17 protein-coding genes are annotated in these 19,088 nt (G+C 61.9%); 7 read left to right on the plus strand and 10 right to left on the minus strand.

Going from position 1 to position 19,088, the window contains the following annotated elements:
- Nucleotides 1-19 precede the first annotated feature (19 nt).
- The 3 genes from EHF33_RS17775 to EHF33_RS17785 all read right to left on the minus strand — a co-directional run bounded on the left by EHF33_RS17775 (nt 20) and on the right by EHF33_RS17785 (nt 4,319).
- The gene (locus EHF33_RS17775) at nt 20-1,426 is read right to left on the minus strand and encodes an MFS transporter (RefSeq protein ID WP_124874676.1); all 1,407 of its coding nucleotides are present in this window, start codon (nt 1,424-1,426) and stop codon (nt 20-22) included.
- A 20-nt stretch (nt 1,427-1,446) separates the two neighbouring features.
- Nucleotides 1,447-3,009: a S8 family peptidase gene (locus EHF33_RS17780; RefSeq protein ID WP_124874678.1), complete on the minus strand. Its 1,563-nt coding sequence runs from the start codon at nt 3,007-3,009 to the stop codon at nt 1,447-1,449.
- Between the two features lie 134 nt (nt 3,010-3,143).
- The gene (locus EHF33_RS17785; protein ID WP_241191399.1) at nt 3,144-4,319 is read right to left on the minus strand and encodes an anhydro-N-acetylmuramic acid kinase; all 1,176 of its coding nucleotides are present in this window, start codon (nt 4,317-4,319) and stop codon (nt 3,144-3,146) included.
- A 197-nt stretch (nt 4,320-4,516) separates the two neighbouring features.
- Here EHF33_RS17785 and EHF33_RS17790 point away from each other — a divergent pair, with 197 nt between their 5' ends.
- Nucleotides 4,517-6,499 carry an APC family permease gene (locus tag EHF33_RS17790; RefSeq protein WP_420889976.1) on the plus strand — a complete coding sequence of 661 codons (1,983 nt, stop codon included), beginning with the start codon at nt 4,517-4,519 and terminating at the stop codon, nt 6,497-6,499.
- Between the two features lie 85 nt (nt 6,500-6,584).
- Here EHF33_RS17790 and EHF33_RS17795 read toward each other — a convergent pair whose 3' ends face one another.
- The 7 genes from EHF33_RS17795 to EHF33_RS17825 all read right to left on the minus strand — a co-directional run bounded on the left by EHF33_RS17795 (nt 6,585) and on the right by EHF33_RS17825 (nt 13,362).
- A complete protein-coding gene (locus EHF33_RS17795) occupies nt 6,585-7,358 on the minus strand; it encodes an ABC transporter ATP-binding protein (RefSeq protein ID WP_124874680.1) in 774 nt (257 codons plus the stop codon).
- The gene (locus EHF33_RS17800; RefSeq protein WP_124874682.1) at nt 7,351-8,109 is read right to left on the minus strand and encodes an ABC transporter ATP-binding protein; all 759 of its coding nucleotides are present in this window, start codon (nt 8,107-8,109) and stop codon (nt 7,351-7,353) included. Before EHF33_RS17800 ends, EHF33_RS17795 begins: the two co-directional genes overlap by 8 nt.
- The gene (locus EHF33_RS17805; protein ID WP_241191400.1) at nt 8,106-9,098 is read right to left on the minus strand and encodes a branched-chain amino acid ABC transporter permease; all 993 of its coding nucleotides are present in this window, start codon (nt 9,096-9,098) and stop codon (nt 8,106-8,108) included. The genes EHF33_RS17800 and EHF33_RS17805 overlap by 4 nt, the downstream gene beginning before the upstream one ends.
- Nucleotides 9,099-9,106: 8 nt before the next feature.
- Nucleotides 9,107-9,991: a branched-chain amino acid ABC transporter permease gene (locus EHF33_RS17810; protein ID WP_124874686.1), complete on the minus strand. Its 885-nt coding sequence runs from the start codon at nt 9,989-9,991 to the stop codon at nt 9,107-9,109.
- Nucleotides 9,992-10,186: 195 nt separating this feature from the next.
- Nucleotides 10,187-11,356 (minus strand): ABC transporter substrate-binding protein, encoded by a 1,170-nt coding sequence (locus EHF33_RS17815; protein WP_124874688.1) that lies wholly within the window; start codon nt 11,354-11,356, stop codon nt 10,187-10,189.
- Nucleotides 11,357-11,431: 75 nt separating this feature from the next.
- Complete coding sequence (locus EHF33_RS17820; RefSeq protein ID WP_124874690.1) at nt 11,432-12,595, minus strand: ABC transporter substrate-binding protein; 1,164 nt, start codon at nt 12,593-12,595, stop codon at nt 11,432-11,434.
- Nucleotides 12,592-13,362, minus strand: coding sequence for a GntR family transcriptional regulator (locus tag EHF33_RS17825; protein WP_241191401.1), 771 nt, complete (start codon nt 13,360-13,362; stop codon nt 12,592-12,594). Before EHF33_RS17825 ends, EHF33_RS17820 begins: the two co-directional genes overlap by 4 nt.
- A gap of 177 nt (nt 13,363-13,539) precedes the next feature.
- Between EHF33_RS17825 and EHF33_RS17830 the strand changes: the two genes are divergently transcribed.
- From EHF33_RS17830 to EHF33_RS17855, 6 genes are all read left to right on the plus strand, one after another.
- Complete coding sequence (locus EHF33_RS17830; RefSeq protein ID WP_124874694.1) at nt 13,540-14,526, plus strand: SDR family oxidoreductase; 987 nt, start codon at nt 13,540-13,542, stop codon at nt 14,524-14,526.
- A gap of 83 nt (nt 14,527-14,609) precedes the next feature.
- Nucleotides 14,610-15,989, plus strand: a complete 1,380-nt coding sequence (preA, locus tag EHF33_RS17835; protein ID WP_124874696.1) for an NAD-dependent dihydropyrimidine dehydrogenase subunit PreA — start codon at nt 14,610-14,612, stop codon at nt 15,987-15,989.
- Between the two features lies 1 nt (nt 15,990).
- Entirely contained in the window at nt 15,991-16,269 is a 279-nt protein-coding gene (locus EHF33_RS17840) for a hypothetical protein (protein ID WP_124874698.1), read from the plus strand.
- A 73-nt stretch (nt 16,270-16,342) separates the two neighbouring features.
- Entirely contained in the window at nt 16,343-17,707 is a 1,365-nt protein-coding gene (hydA, locus tag EHF33_RS17845; protein WP_124874700.1) for a dihydropyrimidinase, read from the plus strand.
- A gap of 93 nt (nt 17,708-17,800) precedes the next feature.
- Complete coding sequence (locus EHF33_RS17850; RefSeq protein ID WP_241191420.1) at nt 17,801-18,538, plus strand: ABC transporter ATP-binding protein; 738 nt, start codon at nt 17,801-17,803, stop codon at nt 18,536-18,538.
- A 35-nt stretch (nt 18,539-18,573) separates the two neighbouring features.
- Nucleotides 18,574-19,059 (plus strand): hypothetical protein, encoded by a 486-nt coding sequence (locus tag EHF33_RS17855; protein WP_124874704.1) that lies wholly within the window; start codon nt 18,574-18,576, stop codon nt 19,057-19,059.
- Nucleotides 19,060-19,088 lie beyond the last annotated feature (29 nt).

The following is a 19,088-nucleotide window of genomic DNA, read 5'->3' on the forward strand; positions in this document are numbered from 1 at the left end:
TTAAACCGCGTTGAGGCAATCAAGTTCGCGGGCGCTGTTTGAGAACGGCCCGCCGAATGCTGCGCCGAGCGGCTTCCTGATCCAGCCCAGCTTGGTCTTCCACGCGCCTCAAAGCCGGGTTAAAGAGTTGCCCCACGCAAAAAACGATCAGCACGGCGGCGAGGGCCATCACCACCCAGCCCACCGGAAACGCCGCCGCCGCGAAGCTGGCCAGCGCAATAGACAGCGGCCCAGTGAACTGCGCGATCAAACGCCGCACGCTGAAGACGCGACCTTGCAAAGCAGGCGGCACTTGGCCCTGCCAGATGCTCTGCGAGTGGGCGTTGAGGAAGGGTACGGTCAGCCCGAACAGCAGCAGCGCCGCGCCGCTGAGGTACAGAGAACGCGAGGCCCCGAACAGCAGTTGCGCCGCGCCCAGCAAAATCATCGGCACCAGCACACCCAGCACCCGCTGCCGTTTGAGGCCGCCCCAAGCGCTGATGACCACGCCGCCCAGCACGCCGCCCACGCTGCCGAGGGTGGTCAGCAGAGCCAGCGCCGGAGCAAAACTGTAGCCCCGCGCTTGCCAGTCGGGAGCGAGTTGGTACTTGGTCAGCAGCGTTTCAAAGATGCCCAGCGGCCCAGACACGAAATTGACCAGCGCAAAGGTGAGCAGCAGCCACAGCAGTGGGCGGCGGTCGAGGATATAGCGCCAGCCGAAGCCGATATCACTCAGGATGCTGCGCTTCTCGGCAGTTTCAGTCGGTGCGTGAGCGGCGGGCGAGGGGATACGCAGGCGGGTCAGCACCAGTGCGGCCACAGAAAAACTGACAGCGTCCAGCAAAAAGGCCAGCGGCACGCCACTTTCTAAGCCGGAGAGCCAGGTGTCTTGACCGCTCTTGCGGGCCAATGCGGGCAGCGCCACGATCAGGGCGGCGATGGCGGGCGAGGCCAGGCCCGAAAGCGACTGAATGGTCTGCATCATACCGTTGGCACGCGGCAACTGGGCTGAGCTGACCAGCGTGGCGTAACTGGTGTCAAAGGCGCTGATGTGAAAGCTGCCAACCAGTCCGGTCAGGGCCACCAGCGGCAACAGCGACCAGAAGGAAGGCTGCCAGAGCAGCAGCAGCAAGCCAATGCTGAGCGCCAGAGCCGCACTGATGAGGTCGCAGCCGAGCATGGTGGCGCGGCGGTCACGGCGGTCTGCCCACACGCCGGCCAGGGGAGCGCCGAGCATGGCGGTGAAGGTAAAGGCGAGGGCCGTCACTGAGAGAGCCAGTGCCAGTTGGGGCTTTTGCGATTCCAGCGGAAAAACCGTTTGGGCCAGGTAAATGTTAAAGGCGAAGGCCGAGAGCGCCGAGCCGAGCACCGACACCGATTGACTGGCCCACAAAATGCTGAAGGTGCGAAAACCGTTGGGCGGCGGGTCAGCGGCGAGGTGGCTCACCCTTTGAGTGTAATGCGACTTTAGGGTTTAGCTTCCTGCACAAAGCAGGCTTTGGCCGTGCCCGGCACCGGATCTGAGCCCCATTCGGCCACCGTGCAGTTAAAGCCGTCGCTGGTCAGGCCCGACAGGTAGCGTCCCGCCGCGCCGAAAGCCACCTGCTTCTGGCCGCTGAAGCTGCAGCGCTGGCCTTCCGGCACGCAGAAGGTGTACCCGTTCGGCCCCGCCACTGGCGCTTGGGCTTTGGGCGGCGCGGCAACGCTAACACCCAGCTTGACGAGCGCGGCGGGCAAGTTGATCAGGCCGTAGCCGCTGTCGTTGTTCTTCTGACCATTGTTGGACGAGCTGGAATAAAGGGCCTGCTTGATGTCGTCCACGTTGCTGCCCGGTTTGGCCCCCAGCATCACCGCCACCGCGCCCGCCACCAGCGGCGCAGCCTGCGAAGTGCCGGAGAGCACGCCGTAGCCTTTGCCGGGAAAGCTGCTGCGAATGCCCACGCCGGGGGCCACCACATCCGGCTTGATAAAGCTGCCGCTGTAAGCCCCTGTCCAGATCGCCGGGCCACGGCTGCTGAAGGGAGCGACGCTGCCGCTTTGGTCTACCGCCCCCACCCCAATCACGTCGGGGATGTTGCCGGGGCTGGCGGTGGTCTGGGGGTCGGGGCCGTAGTTGCCGATCGCAAAGACCGGCACCACGCCCGCCCTGAGCATGTTCTGCACCGGCAGCACGAAGGCTTGCTGATCCTGACTGCTCGGCACGCCGAGGCTGAGGCTGACCACGTTCGCGCCGTCGTCGGTGTCGGCGTTGTTGTCGGGGTCGAGCACCCACTGCATTCCGGCGATCACCTCAGCAAAGGTCCCCTCGCCGCCGGGCAGCACCAGAGCGCTGATGAGTTTGGCGTCGGGGGCCGCGCCCAGCGTATTGCCGACCAGTAGGCCCGCCGTGTGGGTGCCGTGCTGGGCGCTGTCGTGCGGCTTGCTGTCTACCCGCTTGCCCACCGCGTTGAACTCGGCAAACGCCACCACCTTGCCCTGCAACTCGGGGTGAAAGATGTCCACGCCAGTATCGAGGTGCCCGATACGAATGCCTTGCCCGCGCAGGCCCGCCGCCCGCGTTGCGTCGGCACCGATCATGTGTAGCGGGTCGAAGTCAGGGTTTGTGTCGCCCGCCTCGCCCAGACTGCCGGTATCCAGCGCCTGAACTTTGGGGATCTTGACTTTGAAGTTCTCGAAGACCTCATCCACAATCGGCAAGCTGGAGAGGGTCAGCGCCTGCAAGGGCGTCAGCTTGAGGGCTATGGATTGATACAGCCACAATTCAGTGCCGCCGTTTTGCATCGACGAATCGACGAAGCCCGACGCTTTACCCAGTTGAGCGCGGCTTTGTTTCAGTTGTTGACGCAAAGTTTTGAACAGTGCCCTGCCCTGATCATTCTTGTCAAAGCGGAAGCGCACGATCACGCTGACAGGTTTGTTTTCGTGGGCGCTGAGCTTGGCGAGCAACTCCGGCGAAAGCTGACCCGCCGAGGCGCTGCTGAAGCAGACCGAGGCAAGCGCCGCCGCTAAGCAAAGTGATGCACGTTTCATATTCTGCCAGCCTAGGAGCTGGCCGCTGACTTGCCCTGAATCCTGAATGAGAGCAGCTTAAGAAGGCGTCAGGAGTGAGTCAGACTGGATGGAGGGGTGAGGAGAGCGCAAGGCAAGTTCGCTTTGCCCTCTCCTCACCCCATAAAGGGCCGCGACAGCTTTCCGGCGATCACGGCGTGCCGCGCCCCCGTCGTGTGCGGCAGGGTGTTGCGCCAGCCCTGATAAGCGTAGTAGCCCAGCACGGCAAAAGCGGCGGCTTCGCGGGCAGCAGAATTCCAGCCGCGTTCCTCAAAAGTCAAAACCGGAATCGGCGCGAGGGCGGCCCTGAGCTGCGCCATCAGGGTAGGATTAAAGGCCCCGCCGCCCGCCACCACGATTTCGTCCAAGCCCAGCGGCAGCACGAAACGCCGGTACGCCTGAGCGATACTCTGGGCGCTGAATGCCGTGACAGTGGCGGCGATGTCCTTGGCATCAAGTTCAAATACGCCGGGGAGTTGCTGCAAGTTCCAGCGTTCGCGTCCGGTGGATTTGGGCGGCGGGGCGTTCAGGTACGGGTCGTCCAGCCAGGCGCTGACCAGACTCTGCGCGACGTGACCACCCGCGCCCATCTGCCCGCCCTCGTCATAACGTTTACCGAACAGTTCGGCAGCCTCGTCAATCAGCGCGTTGGCAGGGCCGGTGTCAAAAGCCAGCACGCCCGCTTCATCCAGTCCCGGAAGGTACGTCAGGTTGCTGATACCGCCGAGATTGTGAACTGCTCGCCGCACGCCCGCTTCGGCATACATGATCCGGTCAGCGAACGGCACCAGCGGCGCGGCCTGCCCGCCTGCCGCCAGATCAGGGGGCCGAAAATCCGAGATGACCGGCTTGCCGGTGCGCTCCACGATCACAGCGGCCTCCCCGATTTGCAGCGTGGAAGGGGTGTGCCAGCCCCTTGAGGCGTCGAGGTGCGGAATGTGATGCACCGTCTGGCCATGACTGGCGATCAGATCGGCGCTCATGGCCAGGTCTGCCGCCGCATCGGCCAGCGCTTCACCCAGCCAAAAATTGAGCTGGGTGATCTGACTGGTGGTGGTTTCGTCGCGCCCAGCCGCCAACAGCGCGGCCCGCAGATCGTCCGCAAACGGCACGGCGCGGTGTTCCAGAATCTTGAAACGCGGCGCGGGGCCACTGAGCGCAGGAGAGTGGATGTTCGTTCCCAGTCTCGGATAGCCGCTGAGCTCCAGCAGTACCGCGTCAATGCCGTCCACGCTGGTGCCACTCATCAAACCAAGCACTCTCGGCGGGCGGGCATCTGGCGGAGTGTTCATGGATACGAATAATACCACTTGCATACCACCGACTGTCTAGAAGCCCCGCTGGCCTCTGGTTTGTCGGGCGATCCTCCCCTGCGCGAACACGACTGAGCGCCAGCTTACGAACGGCTGAAGCTGTTGATGGGGTTTCAAACGGAGTCCACCGTTCTTCACCCTCAACCTCAAATCTGCGGCGCATACTAGCGGGCGAAATGACGCCGCCCCCAGTCACGCCGAATGCTACTGCCGCTACACTGCCCCCCGTTCCCTCAGCGTTCAAGCGCTGGCTCCTCGAAGGCTCCAGCCCCAACCCTGACCGCGAAGGTTTTTACGAAGACGAGCGCGGGGTGCAGGCCAACCACCACACCCACCCGTGGTGGAAGGTCATGTGCCTGACCGGAGTGGATTACTTTTCCACGCTGGGCTATCAACCCGGCATCGCTGCCCTGGCTGCCGGTGCGTTGTCGCCGTTTGCCACCTTAGTTTTGGTGCTTGTCACGCTGTTCGGGGCACTCCCGATGTACCGCCGGGTTGCCGAGGAAAGCCCGCACGGCGACGGCTCGATCAGTATGCTTGAGCGGCTGCTCAGCTTCTGGCCCGGCAAATTTCTGGTGCTGGCCCTGATCGGTTTTGTGGCCACCGGCTTTGTCATTACCATCACGCTGTCCGCTGCTGACGCCGCCGCCCACCTCACCGAAAACCCGCTGCTCAAGTCCGTTCTGGGCGGCGCACAGGTTCCGGTGACGCTTTGCTTGCTGGCACTGTTGGGGGCCGTTTTCCTCAAAGGCTTCAATGAGGCCATCGGCATCGCCGTGGTGCTGGTGATCGTGTACTTGGCGCTCAGCGGCGTGGTGGTCGCGGACGGCCTGTGGCTGGTGGCGCACCGCCCTCAGGTTTTTCCCGACTGGATCGCCACCTTGCGGCAAGGCTACGCTTCACCGCTCTCGCTGATCGGCGGGGCGCTGCTGGTGTTTCCCAGGCTGGCGCTGGGGTTGTCGGGTTTTGAGACCGGCGTGGTGGTGATGCCGCTGATCAAAGGCGACGAGGGTGACACCGAGACCAAACCGGCGGGCCGCATCCGCAACGGCAAAAAACTGCTGACCACCGCCGCGCTGATCATGAGCGTCTTTTTGCTCACCAGCAGTCTGGTCACGACGCTATTGATTCCCGCCGCCGACTTTCAAGCGGGCGGGCCAGCCAACGGGCGGGCGCTGGCGTACCTGGCCCACCGCCACCTCGGCGAAACCTTCGGCACCTTTTATGACCTCTCGACCATCTTGATCTTGTGGTTCGCGGGCGCGTCGGCGATGGCCGGGCTGCTCAACATCGTGCCGCGCTACTTGCCGCGATACGGCATGGCTCCCGACTGGACTCGGGCCAACCGCCCCCTGGTGCTGGTGTTCGTGGGGATTTCCATTCTGGTGACGCTGGCCTTCCGCGCCAACGTGGACGCGCAGGCGGGCGCTTACGCCACCGGCGTGCTGGCGCTGATGACCTCGGCGGCGGTAGCGGTCACGCTCTCGGCCTTCCGGCATCAGCAGCGGCCCCTGGGCTATGCCTTCGGGTTCATCAGCCTGATTTTTATCTACACCATCAGCGTTACGGTGATCGGCAACCCGGAAGGCCTGTTTATTGCGCTGCTGTTTATCGCGGCGGTGCTGGCCATCAGCCTCTATTCGCGGGTGCAGCGCTCGTTCGAGTTGCGGGTCAGCAGCGTGGTGTTCGACGAATCGGCAATGAAACTCATCAAGTCCTTTCCGATTCGCCCGCTCAGGCTGGTGGCCCACCGCCCCGGCCCCTTTACTCAGGCCGAGTATCAGAAAAAAGAACTCCGCACCCGCCAGATGGCCCACCTGCCCGACGACGCGCCGTTTGTATTTCTGGAAGTGGAGGTAGACGACGCCTCGGATTTCAGCGACGTGGTGGAAGTCAGCGCGGTGATGGTCGGGCCATACGGCATTCTCAAGGCCAGAGGCTCAAGCGTGCCCAACACCATCGCGGCGCTGATGCTGCACCTGCGCGGTAAGGGAGCGCCGCCGCAGGTCTATATGCGCTGGAGCGAGGACAGCCCACTGCATCTGGCCCTCAAATTCCTGATTGAAGGCGAAGGCGACGTGCCGCCCCTGACCCACGAGATCCTGCGCCGCGCCGAGAAAGACCGCGACCGCAGGCCGATTGTGCATGTGGGTGGCTAGCGGGCTGAAGTCTTCCACTGATACAAAGCGTCCCCTTCCATTTAAGAAAGGGGACGTTCTTTTGAAGCGGAATCTAGAAGCGGGGTCAGACTCCCAGATACACCCGCCGAATTTCGGGGTCATCGAGCAGGTCGGCGCTGGGCCCCTCGCGCACCACCGCGCCGAGTTCTAGGACGTAAGAGCGGTCCGTCACCTTCAGCACCTGGCGCACGTTCTGCTCGACTAGCAGCACGGTCAGCCCGAGCTGGCGCAAAGAGGCGATCACCCGCATGACTTCTTTGACCACCAGCGGCGCGAGGCCCAGGCTCGGCTCGTCCATGAGGAGCACTTCCGGCTCGCTCATCAGCGCCCGGCCAATCGCCACCATCTGTTGCTCACCACCGGAGAGGGCGGCAGCGGGAAAGGTGCGTTTCTCGCGCAGGCGGGGGAAAAAGTCGTAGACGCGCTGCAAGTTCTGCGGCCTGCGCTCACGGGTGCGCGGCAAGTAAGCGCCCATCAGCAGGTTTTCTTCCACCGTCATCTGCCCGAACAGTTGGCGACCCATCGGCACATGCGCCACGCCCAGCCCAGTGATCTGGTAAGGCGCTACCCCGTTGAGGTTGTGCTGGCGGTAAAGCGCTTCCCCACTCCGCGCCTTGAGCATCCCCGACAGCACCCGCAGAATGGTGCTCTTGCCGCTGCCGTTGCCGCCAACCAGCCCGACCAGTTCACCCTTGGCGACGTGCAGCGAGACGCCGAACACCACCTGCACCTCGCCGTAAGCCACCTCCAGGTTGTTGACTTTGAGAACATGCTCAGCCTGGCTCAGATCGGGATTTGCTTTCACTGCCGTGCGCGGCCCACCCGTTAGCTCAGTCATCGTCTTCTCCCAGGTAGGCCCGAATCACGTCCGGATGGTGGGCCACCGTTTCGGGGTCGCCCTCGGCCAGCAGCTCGCCAAAGGCCATGCAGATGACGTGGTTGGACAGGCCCATGATGACGTGCATGATGTGCTCGACCATCACGATGCCTAAGCCCGACGCGGCCAGTTCGCGGATCAGTCCCACCATCTCGGCCTGCGCGGGCGGGTTGAGTCCGGCAATCGACTCGTCCAGAAACAGCATCTTGGGTTCGAGAGCCAGCACCTTGGCGAGTTCCAGGCGGCGGCGGCGGGCCAGATTGAGTTCGCTGGCGGGCTGGGCAGCCCTATCCGCCAGGCCGACCCGTTCCAGCACGGCGTAAGCGCTGTCCTCGGCTTTTCTACCGCTGTGGCGCAAAAAGGCCGCCACCAGCACGTTTTCCAGCACACTGAGGTCTTCGAAGGGCCGCTCGACCTGAAAGGTGCGGGCCATTCCGAGGCGGGCGCGAGCCTGCGGGGGCAGTTTGGTGATGTCGCGCCCTGAGAGCAGCACCCGCCCGCTGCTGGGTGTCACGAAGCCGGTCAGCGCGTTGAAGAGGGTGGTTTTGCCCGCTCCGTTCGGCCCGATCAGGCCCACGATCTCGCCGGGCCGCACCTTGAGGCTGATGTCCTTGACCGCCGTCAGGCCGCCGAAAGTGACGGTGACGCCCTGCGCCTCGAACAGCGGGGTGGCGCTGCTGGCTGCCTGAGACTGAGTGGCAGGAGCACTCATCTGTTGGCCCCCAGTTTGCTGCCGCGCCGCTTGAACAGGCCCACCAAGCCGTCGGGCGCGAACAGAGTCACCGCCAGAATCAGCACGCCGTAAATCAGCAGGTTGGCATTGGCGAAGATGTTGCGGAAGACCTCGCCGAAAATCGCCAGCAGCAGCGCTCCTATAATTGGTCCCTGAATGCTGCTGCGCCCGCCGATAATCGCCATCAGCGCGATCTGGACACTCAGCGGAAGTTCGAGGAGGGTATGCGGCTCGAAGGCTTGCAGGTAGATGGCGTAAATTGAGCCGCCCAGCGCCGTCAGCATCGCCGAGATGACGAAGGCCGCCAGCTTCATGCGCCGGGGGTCGATGCCCAGCGCCCGCGCTCCGTCCTCGTCCTCGCGCACGGCCTGGAGAGCGTAGCCCAGCCGCGAGCGGCGCAGCATATGCGTGACCAGCAGGGTGAGCGCCACGAAGAAAAAGGCCAGACCATATTCCACCTTGCGGTCAAACAGATCGAGGCCGAACAACTTGGGCAAATCCGGCATGAACAGCCCTTCCGCACCGCCGCCGAAGTCCTCATTGATGACCACCAAGCGGATAATCAGCGCCACCGCGATGCTGGAGAGCACGAAGTAACTGCCGCGCAGCCCGAAGGTCAGCCAGCCCCACACCAGCGCCAGCAGCGCCGCCAGCCCCATCCCGATCAGGGTTCCCCACCAGGGCGCGACCGGGCCAGCCAGTCCCAGCCAAGCTGGAGCGCGTTCGGGAATGGCAAACAGCGTCACCGTGTAAGCGCCGATGCCCAGCAGCGCCGCGTGGCCGAGGCTGAGTTGCCCGGCCCAGCCGCCCAGAATGTTCCAGCTCATAGCAAAGCCCGCCAGCAGCAGAGTGCTGACGCCGAAGTTCATGGCTTTGCCGAAGACGAAGGGGTACAGCGCCATTACCGCCAGCAGGATGACGCTCAGCCAGACGTTGCCGTAGGTGAGGGCGCGGGGGCGGGAGATCACGGCAGCGCTCATACCCGTTTCACCGTGCGGCCAAACAGCCCCTCGGGACGCAGCAGCAGCACCACCAGGAAGACGACCAGGCCGTAAGCGTCGCGGTAATTGTTGCTGAGGTAATAGGCCCCCAGAGACTCGATGATGCCCAGAATCAGGCCGCCCGCGATGGCCCCCGGCAAGTTGCCCAGGCCGCCCAGCACCGTGACTACGAAGGCCTTGAGAGTGTAATTCTCGCCCACGGTGGGGAAGGCGTAAAGCAGCGGCAAGAGCAGCACGCCCGCCACTACCGCGAAAGCCACGCCCAGTCCAAAGACGACGGCCTGTACCCAATTGGTATTGACGCCCTGAAGCTCGGCTCCCAGCGGGTTCTGGGCGGTGGCGCGAACGGCGCGGCCCAGCTCGGTGCGGTACAAAAACAGATTGAGCAGCACGATGGCCAGCACGGTGCCGAGTCCGGCAATCAGCAGGGGCAAGCTGATCTGGATGCCGCCCAGCGCAAAGGTTTTGGTGGCGTAAGCGACGTTGATGCTCTGCGGCTGCGCTCCGAACCCCAGCAGCAGGCCGTTGCTGAGAATCAGGCCGATGCCCAGCGTGGCCAGCATCGAACTGCTCTCCAGCCGGTCACCCAGCCGGGCCAACAAGAAGCGCTGCACCAGATAGCCCAGTCCGAACCCGATGGGCGCGGCGATCAGCAAACTGAGGTAGGGGTCGAGATGCAGGCGCTGAAACAGGAACAGGGCGATGAACATGCCGACGGCCAGAAAGTCGCCGTGCGCGAAGTTGATGACCCGCATCACGCCGAAGATCAGGCTCAGGCCGGTGCCGATCAGGGCGTAGATACCGCCGGTCAGGAGCCCCTGGGCGAGGGTTTGGACGAGGGCTTGGGTATTTGGGTCCACTGGATTCTCCTTGGTGGAACGGCGCAGCAAAGGGTTTGGCCCGGCACGCCACCTAAAATGGAGTTCAGGGCTGTGGGCCTAAAAGGGGTGTTGAGAAGGCCGCCGGGACTCCCCCACTCTTGGAAAACTGCACCATTCGGGGTAGTACTACAACGTATTGACCAGACAGCCGCGTGCTTTCGGGTCAGTCCTTTTCTACTTCTTCGACATCATCAGCTTGCCCTTGGCCGCCGTCGCGGGGGCAACGGTCACGAACTTGCCGCCCTGCACCTGCGTGACCAGGCCGACCACGGCGTTCTGATTCTGGTAGCCGCCGTAATCGCGGAACTTCACCGGGCCGAAAGCGGTATTGATATTGATTTTGGTCAGCGCCTCGCGGACTTTCTCGGGGTCGGTACCGCCCTGCTTGATGGCGGCGGCAGCGGCCAGCATCGCGGCATAACTCTGCGCGGCGTGCTGGCTGGGTTCCTCACCGCCCAGCGCTTTCTTGAGCCGAACATACAGATTCTGCGCTCCTGGATAAGTCACGTCGGGGTTCCAGACCATCGCCACCAGCATGTTGTCGGCGGCGCTGCCCGCTCCGTCCAGAAAGTTGGGGAGCGCGAAGCCGGTGGCAATGCCCGCGATCACCTTGGGCGCGAGGCCCACTTCCTTGACCTGCTTGGCCACTGCCACCGCGTCCTGTTCGTAGCTGGCGATCAGCACGGCGTCGGGGCTGAGGGCCTTGTAACGGTTCAGAATGGGCCGGAAGTCGGTCAGGCCCTGATCATAGGTGTCCTTGGAAACGACCTGATAGCCCGCCTTGGTAAACAGGGTGGTGATGTCGGTGTAAACACTCTTGCCGAAGGCGTCGTTGCTGGTCAGCACCGCGACCGTTTTGATGGTGCCCGCCTTGCTGTCGTTCATCCGTTTGAACAGATCGAGCAGGCTGCGGCTGTAGACGCTCGACTGGTTGTTGACCCGGAAGGTGTAGGCGTTGCCGGGCTTGGTGATGGTTTCGTCCACAGCGGTGGCCACCAAGAGCGGCACTTTCTGGCGGGCCATGTACTGTGAGAGCGGCTTGGTGATGCCGCTGGAATACGAGCCGATGATCAGCGGCACTTTCTGGTTAAGCAACTTCTCGGCGGCGGCCAGCGCTTTGTTGGTGTCGCTGGCGTCGTCTTCGAGCAGCAGGGCCAGCTTGTTGCCGCTGACGCCACCCGCCGCGTTGATCTCGTCGATGGCCACCTGAAATCCGGCTTTCTGCATCTTGCCGAAGGTGGCAAACCGCCCGGTCAGCGAGGTGATCGCGCCGACGTTGATGGTTTCGGCGTAGGCCGCGCCCGTGAGCAGCAGGGCCGTGAGGCTGAGCAAAGTCCGTTTCATGAAACCTCCCGTAATTTAGGAAATGAAGGTGAAGAAGGAAAGAGGGGCGCACCGTTCGGACGCCCCCCACGCGGCTCAGCGCTCGAATTTGATTTTCAGGGGCGAGGCCGACTTGGGGTAGACCGGCACGAATTTGCCGCCCTGCACCTGCTCGGCGACCATGGCAATCGGGTTCTGGTTCTTGAAGCCCTCGAAGTCCTTGAAGACAATCGGGCCGAAAGCGGTCTGCATGTTGGTGGTATTCAGCGCCGCTTTGACTTTCTCGCGGTCAGTGCTGCCCGCCCGCTTGATGGCGTCGGCGGCCACCAGCACGCCCGCGTAGGCCTGGGCGGCGTGGTAGCTCGGCTCCGCTCCGCCCAGCGCCTTGACCAGATCGACGTGCAGCTTCTGGGTGCCGGGGTAGCGCAGTTCCTTGATCCAGGCGGTGGCGACCAGTACGTTGTCGGCGGCGCTGCCACCATCCTTGATGAAGTCGGGCAGCGCAAAGCCCGCCGCTCCGCCCGCGAACAATTTGGGTTTGACACCCACCTCGCGGGCCTGACGCATCAGCGCCACCGAATCCTCGGCGTAGCTGACCATGAACAGCGCGTCGGGATTCTTGGCCTTGATGCGGTTGAGGACGGGCCGGAAATCGGTCAGGCCCTTGTCGTAGCTCTGGTCTTCCACCAGCGTCATGCCGTATTCCTTGGCAAAGCCCCGCGCCGCGTCGGCCACCGATTTCTCGAAGGCTCCGGTGCCGGTAATCATCGCCACCGTTTTGAATTTGTTGTCGCGGAAGATATTGAACAGCACCCGGGCGTACTCGGTGGCCGGTTGGTTGAGCCGGAAGATGTAGTCGTTGCCGGGGTTGGTGATGTCGTCGCCGCTGCTGGTGACCACCAGGGCCGGGACTTTCTGACGGGCCAGATACTGCGCCTGCGCTTTGACCAGGCTGCTGGAATACTCGCAGATCACCAGCGGCACGCCCGCGTTGACCAGTTTCTCGGCGGCGGAAAGGCCCTTGTTGACGTCGCTGGCGTTGTCCTCGACCTGCAACTCGACTTTCTGGCCGTTGATGCCGCCCTTGCGGTTGATCTCGTCCACGGCGACCTTAAAGCCCGCCATCTGCTGCTTGCCGAACTCGGCAAAGCGGCCCGTCAGCGAGGTGATGGCCCCGATCTTAATGGTGGTCTGGGCCTGAGCGGCTCCCAGTAGAGAAAGGCCGAGGGCCAGCGTGCAAAGTGTGTTCTTCCTGTTCATGATGTTCCTCCGAGCGGTGAGTGGTCGAGAATGGAGTTGGCGGTCGAATTGGAAAAGATGGTTTGCGGCGCTGTTTGAGGCGGTTCTGGGCCGCTCAGCACCTGACTCTGGGCGGCGACTTTGGCCTGCACTGCTCCCGAAACACGCGCCAGATGCTCACGCATGGCTCGCTCGGCTTCGTCAGGGCGGCGCTCGATCAGGGCAGCCACGATGCGGCGGTGTTCGGTGTGGCTGGCCCGCAGATGCTCGGCGCTGTCGGCCATCAGGCGAGTCGCCAAACTCAGCTCGGCGGTAAGCTGCTCAGCGCTCTTGGCCAGCCGCGAATTGCCGCAGCTCTGCACGATGATCTGGTGGAAACGCAGATCAAGTTCGCGGTAGCCTGCCACGTCACCGCTGACGGCGGGTGCGCCCTGAGCGTCCAGCACCCCGCGCAGAGCGGTGAGGTCAGCGGCGCTCATCGACTCGGCGCACAACTGAGCGGCCAGACCCTCCAGCGCCGCACGAACCGCATAAATTTCGAGAAGGTCGCTCAGATTGACGCGGGCTACTTCCGCGCCGCGCCGAGAATGCTCGACGGCCAGGCCCTCGGCCACCAGATGCAGCACTGCCTCACGGATCGGGCTGCGCGAAACGTCGAGCCGACGCGCCAGATCTGGCACGCTCAGCCGCGTTCCCGGTGGCAGTTCGCCAGTCAGAATGGCTTGCCGGATGCGCTGATGCACGGCGTCCACCACGCGAATTGAAGGAACGGGACGGAGCAGATTCAAGACAAGAACCTCGCAGAGAAGGCGAAAGGCAAGAACGGAAATCTGAGCAAGATGAGTTGAGAGTGAAAGCATGTTACATGTAAAATGGTGTTTGCGCAAGCGTGAACGAACGCGGCGGCTCAGCGATGTCGTTCGGCAAAATTGACCTCTAGAATGAGTGGCATCAGGGGGAAATTGATGCGAATTCTGTTTATCGGCGGCACCGGCATTATCAGCTCCGCTTGCTCGCAACTCGCCCTAGAGCGCGGCTATGAGCTTTATCTGCTCAACCGGGGCCAGTCCAGCCGCCCCAGTCCGGCAGGCGCAAAAATCCTGCACGGCGACGTTCGCGACCCCGCCAGCGTGCAGGCCGCGCTGGGCGACCTCACTTTCGACGTGGTGGTCAACTGGGTGGCCTTCACGCCGCAGCACATCGAAACCGACTTGGAATTGTTCAGGGGCCGCACCCGGCAATACGTTTTTATCAGCTCGGCCTCGGCGTATCAAAAACCCATCGGCCACCTGCCCATCACCGAATCCACCCCGCTGCACAACCCGTTCTGGAAGTATTCCCGCGACAAAATTGCCTGCGAGGAACGGGTGACTCAGGCTTACCATGAGGACGGCTTCCCCATAACCATCGTGCGGCCCTCGCACACCTACGACCAGACCCTACTGCCGATGGACGGCGGCTACACCGTGGTCGACCGGATGCGGCGCGGCCAGCCGGTGATCGTTCACGGCGACGGAACCTCGCTGTGGACACTGACCCACCACCGCGACTTCGCCGTGGGCTTTGTCGGCTTGCTGGGTAGAGCGCAGGTCATCGGCGACGCGGTGCAGATTACTGGTGACGAGTGGCTGACCTGGAACCAGATTTTCGGGGAAGTGGCGCGGGCCGCCGGAACCACTGCCGAGATCGTGCATGTGCCCTCCGAGGTGATCGCCACCTTTGACCCCGAATGGGGCGCGGGGCTCCTGGGCGACAAGTCTCACAGCGTCATTTTCGACAACACGAAGCTCAAACGGCTGGTGCCGGACTACCGGGCCAACATTCCCTTTGCACGCGGCATTGAGGAAGTCATGGCTTGGTACGACGCCGACCCGGCACGGCAAGTCATCAACCCCGAGTTGAACCGGACGATGGACGCCATCATCGAGCAGGTTCAGCGGGTGCGGCCCTGAAAGTTGAGGTAGGCTAGCTTAAGCTAACATCAAGGCCCACGCGCTGTTCGCACCCGTTCCCGCTCAAGTTGACCGGAGGCCCCATGCCAGATCTGTCCATCAATTTTGCCGGTATTCGCGCTCCCAATCCGTTCTGGCTGGCCTCCGCGCCGCCGACCAACTCCGGCTATCAGGTCAGCAAAGCTTTTGAATACGGCTGGGGCGGAGCGGTCTGGAAGACCATCGGCCCGCCCGTGCTGAACATCTCCAACCGCTACGGTGGTTTGAGCATCGGCAGTCAGCGGTTACTCGCCATCAACAACGTGGAACTGATTTCAGACCGCCCGCTGGACGTCAACTTGCGCGAAATTGCCGAGGTCAAACGGCTGTGGCCTGACCGCGCCGTGATTGTCAGCGCGATGGTGGACGCCTTGCCCGAAGCGTGGCGCGACATCGTGATGAAAATCGAGGACACCGGCGCAGACGGGATCGAACTCAATTACGGCTGCCCTCAGGGAATGAGCGAGCGCGGCATGGGCGCGGCAGTGGGCCAGGTGCCGGAGATGTGCGAACTCAATACCCAGTGGGTCACGTCCATCACGCGTCTGCCAGTCATCGTCAAACTGACGCCCAACATCACCCACATCGTCGAACCGGCTCACGCAGCGCTCAAGGGCGGGGCCAACGCCTTATCGCTCATCAACACCATCAATTCCGTCATGAGCGTCAACCTCGACACCCTAATGGTCACGCCGAACATCGGCGGGCGCGGCACCCACGGCGGTTACGCGGGGCCAGCCGTAAAGCCGATTGCCCTGAACCTGCTGACCGAACTGATGACCGACGCGGGCGTGCTGCGTTCAGGTGTGCCGATCTGCGGCATGGGCGGCATCGTGACCTGGAAGGACGCCGCCGAATTCATGCTGCTGGGCGCGAGTGCCGTGCAGGTCTGTACTGCCGCCATGCACTACGGCTACCGCATCGTGGAAGATATGATCGACGGCCTGAGCAACTGGATGGAAGACAAGGGATTTGAAACGATCTACGACTTTTCCGGTAAATCGCTGGAGCAGTTCAGCACCTTCGGGCAGCTTGATTTGAGCTATCAGGCAGTGGCGCGAATCGACCCGGACAAGTGTATTCAGTGCAATTTGTGTTATGTGGCCTGCAACGATACGGCGCACCAGTGCATTGATCTCTATTCACCGGACGGATTGAGAGTCGATCCGGGCTTTGATCCACGCGTCAGCGGCAAGCAGGTGGCTGACAGCCGCTCCACGCCCGTGGTGCGCGAACCCGATTGTGTGGGCTGTGCGCTGTGCGCCAATGTCTGCCCGGTGGACGGCTGCATCGAAATGGTCAGCGTGCCAAGTGGCCGAGAAAGTGTGACCTGGGATCAGCTCAGCGCCGAGCAACCGCTGGTCACGCAGGACTGGAACTCGATGGAAACGTACCGGAAGGAAGCGGGGATTGAGATTCACTGAGATGGGATTAAACGCGCAGATCATTGCTATCGGGCCATTCAGTCACGCAATTGCAAGTTGCCTGGAATGCGGCCCTGACCTTTATGAGAACGTCGAAGAGGGAACAACCGTTGTCAGTAATGTCTTCCTAGCTGGCACTTCTTCGTCAAGTTATTTTCTGGCGGAATGTTTCGGGGTAGGCGCGTGGGATGTCGGTAAGCATGAGTTGAATCCAGAACTTGCAGATATTAGAGCCTTACTCGATTCCAACTTTGCCGATGATGTTGCTAAATTTACCTAACTTAGGAAGGCCAGCTTCAAATTCTACTATCTGCCGAATGGCTAAAGAGTGATCAAAGCTGAATGGAGGTTGCATGACCCTACTCATCCAAAATGGTGAAATCGTTTCCGACGGCCAGCGCTACCGGGCCGACATTCTGGTGGAAGGCGAAACCATTACCCAGATTGGCGAGCAGCTCAGCGCCCCGGCGGATGCACGGGTGATAGACGCCAGCAGCAAATACATTTTCCCTGGCTTTATTGATCCGCACGTGCATATCCATTTGCCCTTCATGGGCACGTTCGCCAAAGACACCCACACCACCGGCTCTATCGCCGCGCTGATGGGCGGAACGACCACTTACATAGAAATGCTGGCTCCCGCTGGAAGCGAACGGCTCTCGGCAGGTTGGAAAACTTGGACGGACTTGGCCGAGGGCAAGAGCGCTTGCGATTACAGCTTTCACATCGGCGTGACCCGCTGGGACAAGACCACCGAAGCCACTTTGCGGAAGCTGGTGGCGCAGGGGATGAAGTCCTTCAAGGTGTTTCTGGCCTACAAGGGCGCGTTCGGGATTGACGACAACGCGCTTTATCAGGTGTGCAAGCTGGCCGCCGAACTCGGCGTGATCGTCACCGCCCACTGCGAGAATGCCGATCTGGTGTCTCAGCTTCAGCAGAAGTTACTGGCGGAAGGGAAGACCGGCCCCGAGTGGCACGAGCCGAGCCGCCCGGAAGGGGTGGAAGCCGAGGGAACCGCCCACTTCGCCACCTTCATCGAGATGACCGGCGCACGCGGCTACGTGGTTCACCTGTCCAACGCCCGCTCGCTGGAAGCCGCGCTGGAGGCCAAGGAACGCGGCGTCGATCTGGCGGTGGAAGTGGTGATCCCCCACCTGCTGCTCGATAAAACCTACGCCGAGCGGGGTGGCGTGGAGGGAGCCAAGTACGTGATGTCGCCGCCGCTGCGCGACCAGAGCAACCACCGCGCCCTATGGGAAGCGCTGGAACGCGGCCAGATCGACACGGTGGCCACCGACCACTGCCCCTTCGACGTGGCCCAAAAGCACATGGGCGACGCCGATTTTACCAAGATTCCCAACGGGATTCCGGCCATCGAAGACCGCGCCAACCTGCTCTACACCTACGGGGTCAGCCGCAGCCGCCTGAGCTTGGAGCGCTTCGTGGACGCCGTGAGTACGCGGGCCGCGCAACTGTTCGGTCTCTATCCACGCAAGGGAACCGTCTCGGTGGGCAGCGACGCCGACTTGGTGATCTACGATCCGCACTACCGGGGCACCATCAGCGCCGCCACTTCGCACATGAACAACGATTACAGCGGCTTCGAGGGCTTTGAACTTGACGGCAGGCCCGAAATCGTGACGGTGCGCGGCGAGGTGGCGGTGGAGAACGGAGAATTTGTAGGCACGGTCGGGCGCGGGGAATTGCTTCGGCGCTGAGCCTTCACTGTGTATTTCGTCTTCCTGCCTTGAGGTGAAAAAGTGACCCAAACCGCTACATCCACTCCCATCGTCTCTGTCCGTGACCTCAGCATGATTTTCCCGGTGCCGGGCGGTCAAACCGTCGCGCTGCAAGACGCCAATTTGCAGATCATGCCGGGCGAGTTCATCAGCCTGATCGGGCCTTCAGGGTGCGGCAAAACGACCTTACTGCGCTTGATGGCCGATTTGATCACCCCAACGGGCGGCGAGCTGACCGTCAGCGGCGGCACACCTCGCGCCGCACGCGAGAACCGCGCTTACGGTTATGTGTTTCAGGCTCCGGCCTTAATGGAGTGGCGCAACGTGCTCAGCAACGTCAAATTGCCGCTGGAAGTCATGAATCTGCCGCGTGAAGGCCGCGACACCCGCGCCCGCGAGATGCTGAAACTGGTCGGGCTGGAAAAGTTTGAGCGCTCATACCCGTGGCAACTCTCCGGCGGAATGCAGCAGCGCGTCAGCATTGCCCGCGCCCTGGCTTTCGATCCGGCGATTTTGCTGATGGACGAGCCGTTTGGGGCGCTGGACGAGATCACCCGCGAGAATCTGAATCTGGAGCTGCTGCGGCTGTGGCGCGAAACGGGCAAAACGGTGGTGTTCGTCACCCACTCGATCAGCGAGGCGGTGTTTCTCAGCACCCGCGTGGTGGTCATGACCGCCCGGCCCGGCAAGATTGAAGGCGTGGTCGACATTGATCTGCCGCAGCCCAGAAGCGACGACAGCCGCGAAGACCCGCGCTTTTTTGAGTACGCGACCCAGATTAGGGAACTGCTGCGAAAGGGGCACGCTTGAATTGGGGTAACCGACTTACAAATTTGCCTCTGTATTTGATTTTAACCACAGTATTTATGAGCTATAGTGGTGCTAATGCCGGATTCCAGAATCACGTCAACGCTCTAAAAGGTATGAACATTTGTCAATATCCTAGTCTTCTAACTGATGACAAGAATATCGATATAATTAGAGTAAATCAGTATATCAGCAATAGGATTGCGACATACTCGCTAACAAAGTCCCCTGGAGATGTCTTATCATGCCAGTTTCAGAAATTCTCAGCAGGAAATGTAAATTTCTTTTTGTCAATAGATTACACTCAAGTTAAATCCAGTATATTCGCAGCGACAATTTACCTTGATGGTATTCAATTTAGCAGCAGTTTATACCCTGATCGCTATTTACCGGTTTGGCTGGGTGTACGCACATTACTACTTGATTCAGATCAACAGCAGGATCAATTTTTGGTACAAGCTTCTATCGGTGAATTGCTTGATGAAATGGTCGCCAACTTCAAATTGAGTAATCCAGGGAAGTGAATATGACCATTTCAGCTAAAGGTACATCT

The organism is Deinococcus psychrotolerans, assembly GCF_003860465.1.
Classification (GTDB): Bacteria; Deinococcota; Deinococci; order Deinococcales; family Deinococcaceae; genus Deinococcus; species Deinococcus psychrotolerans.

Coding starts and splice junctions, on each gene's coding strand:
- EHF33_RS17780 (WP_124874678.1), bottom strand. CDS start 3,009: ATGAAACGTGCATCACTTTGCTTAGCGGCGGCGCTTGCCTCGGTCTGC.
- EHF33_RS17785 (WP_241191399.1), bottom strand. CDS start 4,319: ATGAACACTCCGCCAGATGCCCGCCCGCCGAGAGTGCTTGGTTTGATG.
- EHF33_RS17790 (WP_420889976.1), top strand. CDS start 4,517: ATGACGCCGCCCCCAGTCACGCCGAATGCTACTGCCGCTACACTGCCC.
- EHF33_RS17795 (WP_124874680.1), bottom strand. CDS start 7,358: ATGACTGAGCTAACGGGTGGGCCGCGCACGGCAGTGAAAGCAAATCCC.
- EHF33_RS17800 (WP_124874682.1), bottom strand. CDS start 8,109: ATGAGTGCTCCTGCCACTCAGTCTCAGGCAGCCAGCAGCGCCACCCCG.
- EHF33_RS17815 (WP_124874688.1), bottom strand. CDS start 11,356: ATGAAACGGACTTTGCTCAGCCTCACGGCCCTGCTGCTCACGGGCGCG.
- EHF33_RS17820 (WP_124874690.1), bottom strand. CDS start 12,595: ATGAACAGGAAGAACACACTTTGCACGCTGGCCCTCGGCCTTTCTCTA.
- EHF33_RS17830 (WP_124874694.1), top strand. CDS start 13,540: ATGCGAATTCTGTTTATCGGCGGCACCGGCATTATCAGCTCCGCTTGC.
- preA (WP_124874696.1), top strand. CDS start 14,610: ATGCCAGATCTGTCCATCAATTTTGCCGGTATTCGCGCTCCCAATCCG.
- EHF33_RS17840 (WP_124874698.1), top strand. CDS start 15,991: ATGGGATTAAACGCGCAGATCATTGCTATCGGGCCATTCAGTCACGCA.
- hydA (WP_124874700.1), top strand. CDS start 16,343: ATGACCCTACTCATCCAAAATGGTGAAATCGTTTCCGACGGCCAGCGC.
- EHF33_RS17850 (WP_241191420.1), top strand. CDS start 17,801: ATGATTTTCCCGGTGCCGGGCGGTCAAACCGTCGCGCTGCAAGACGCC.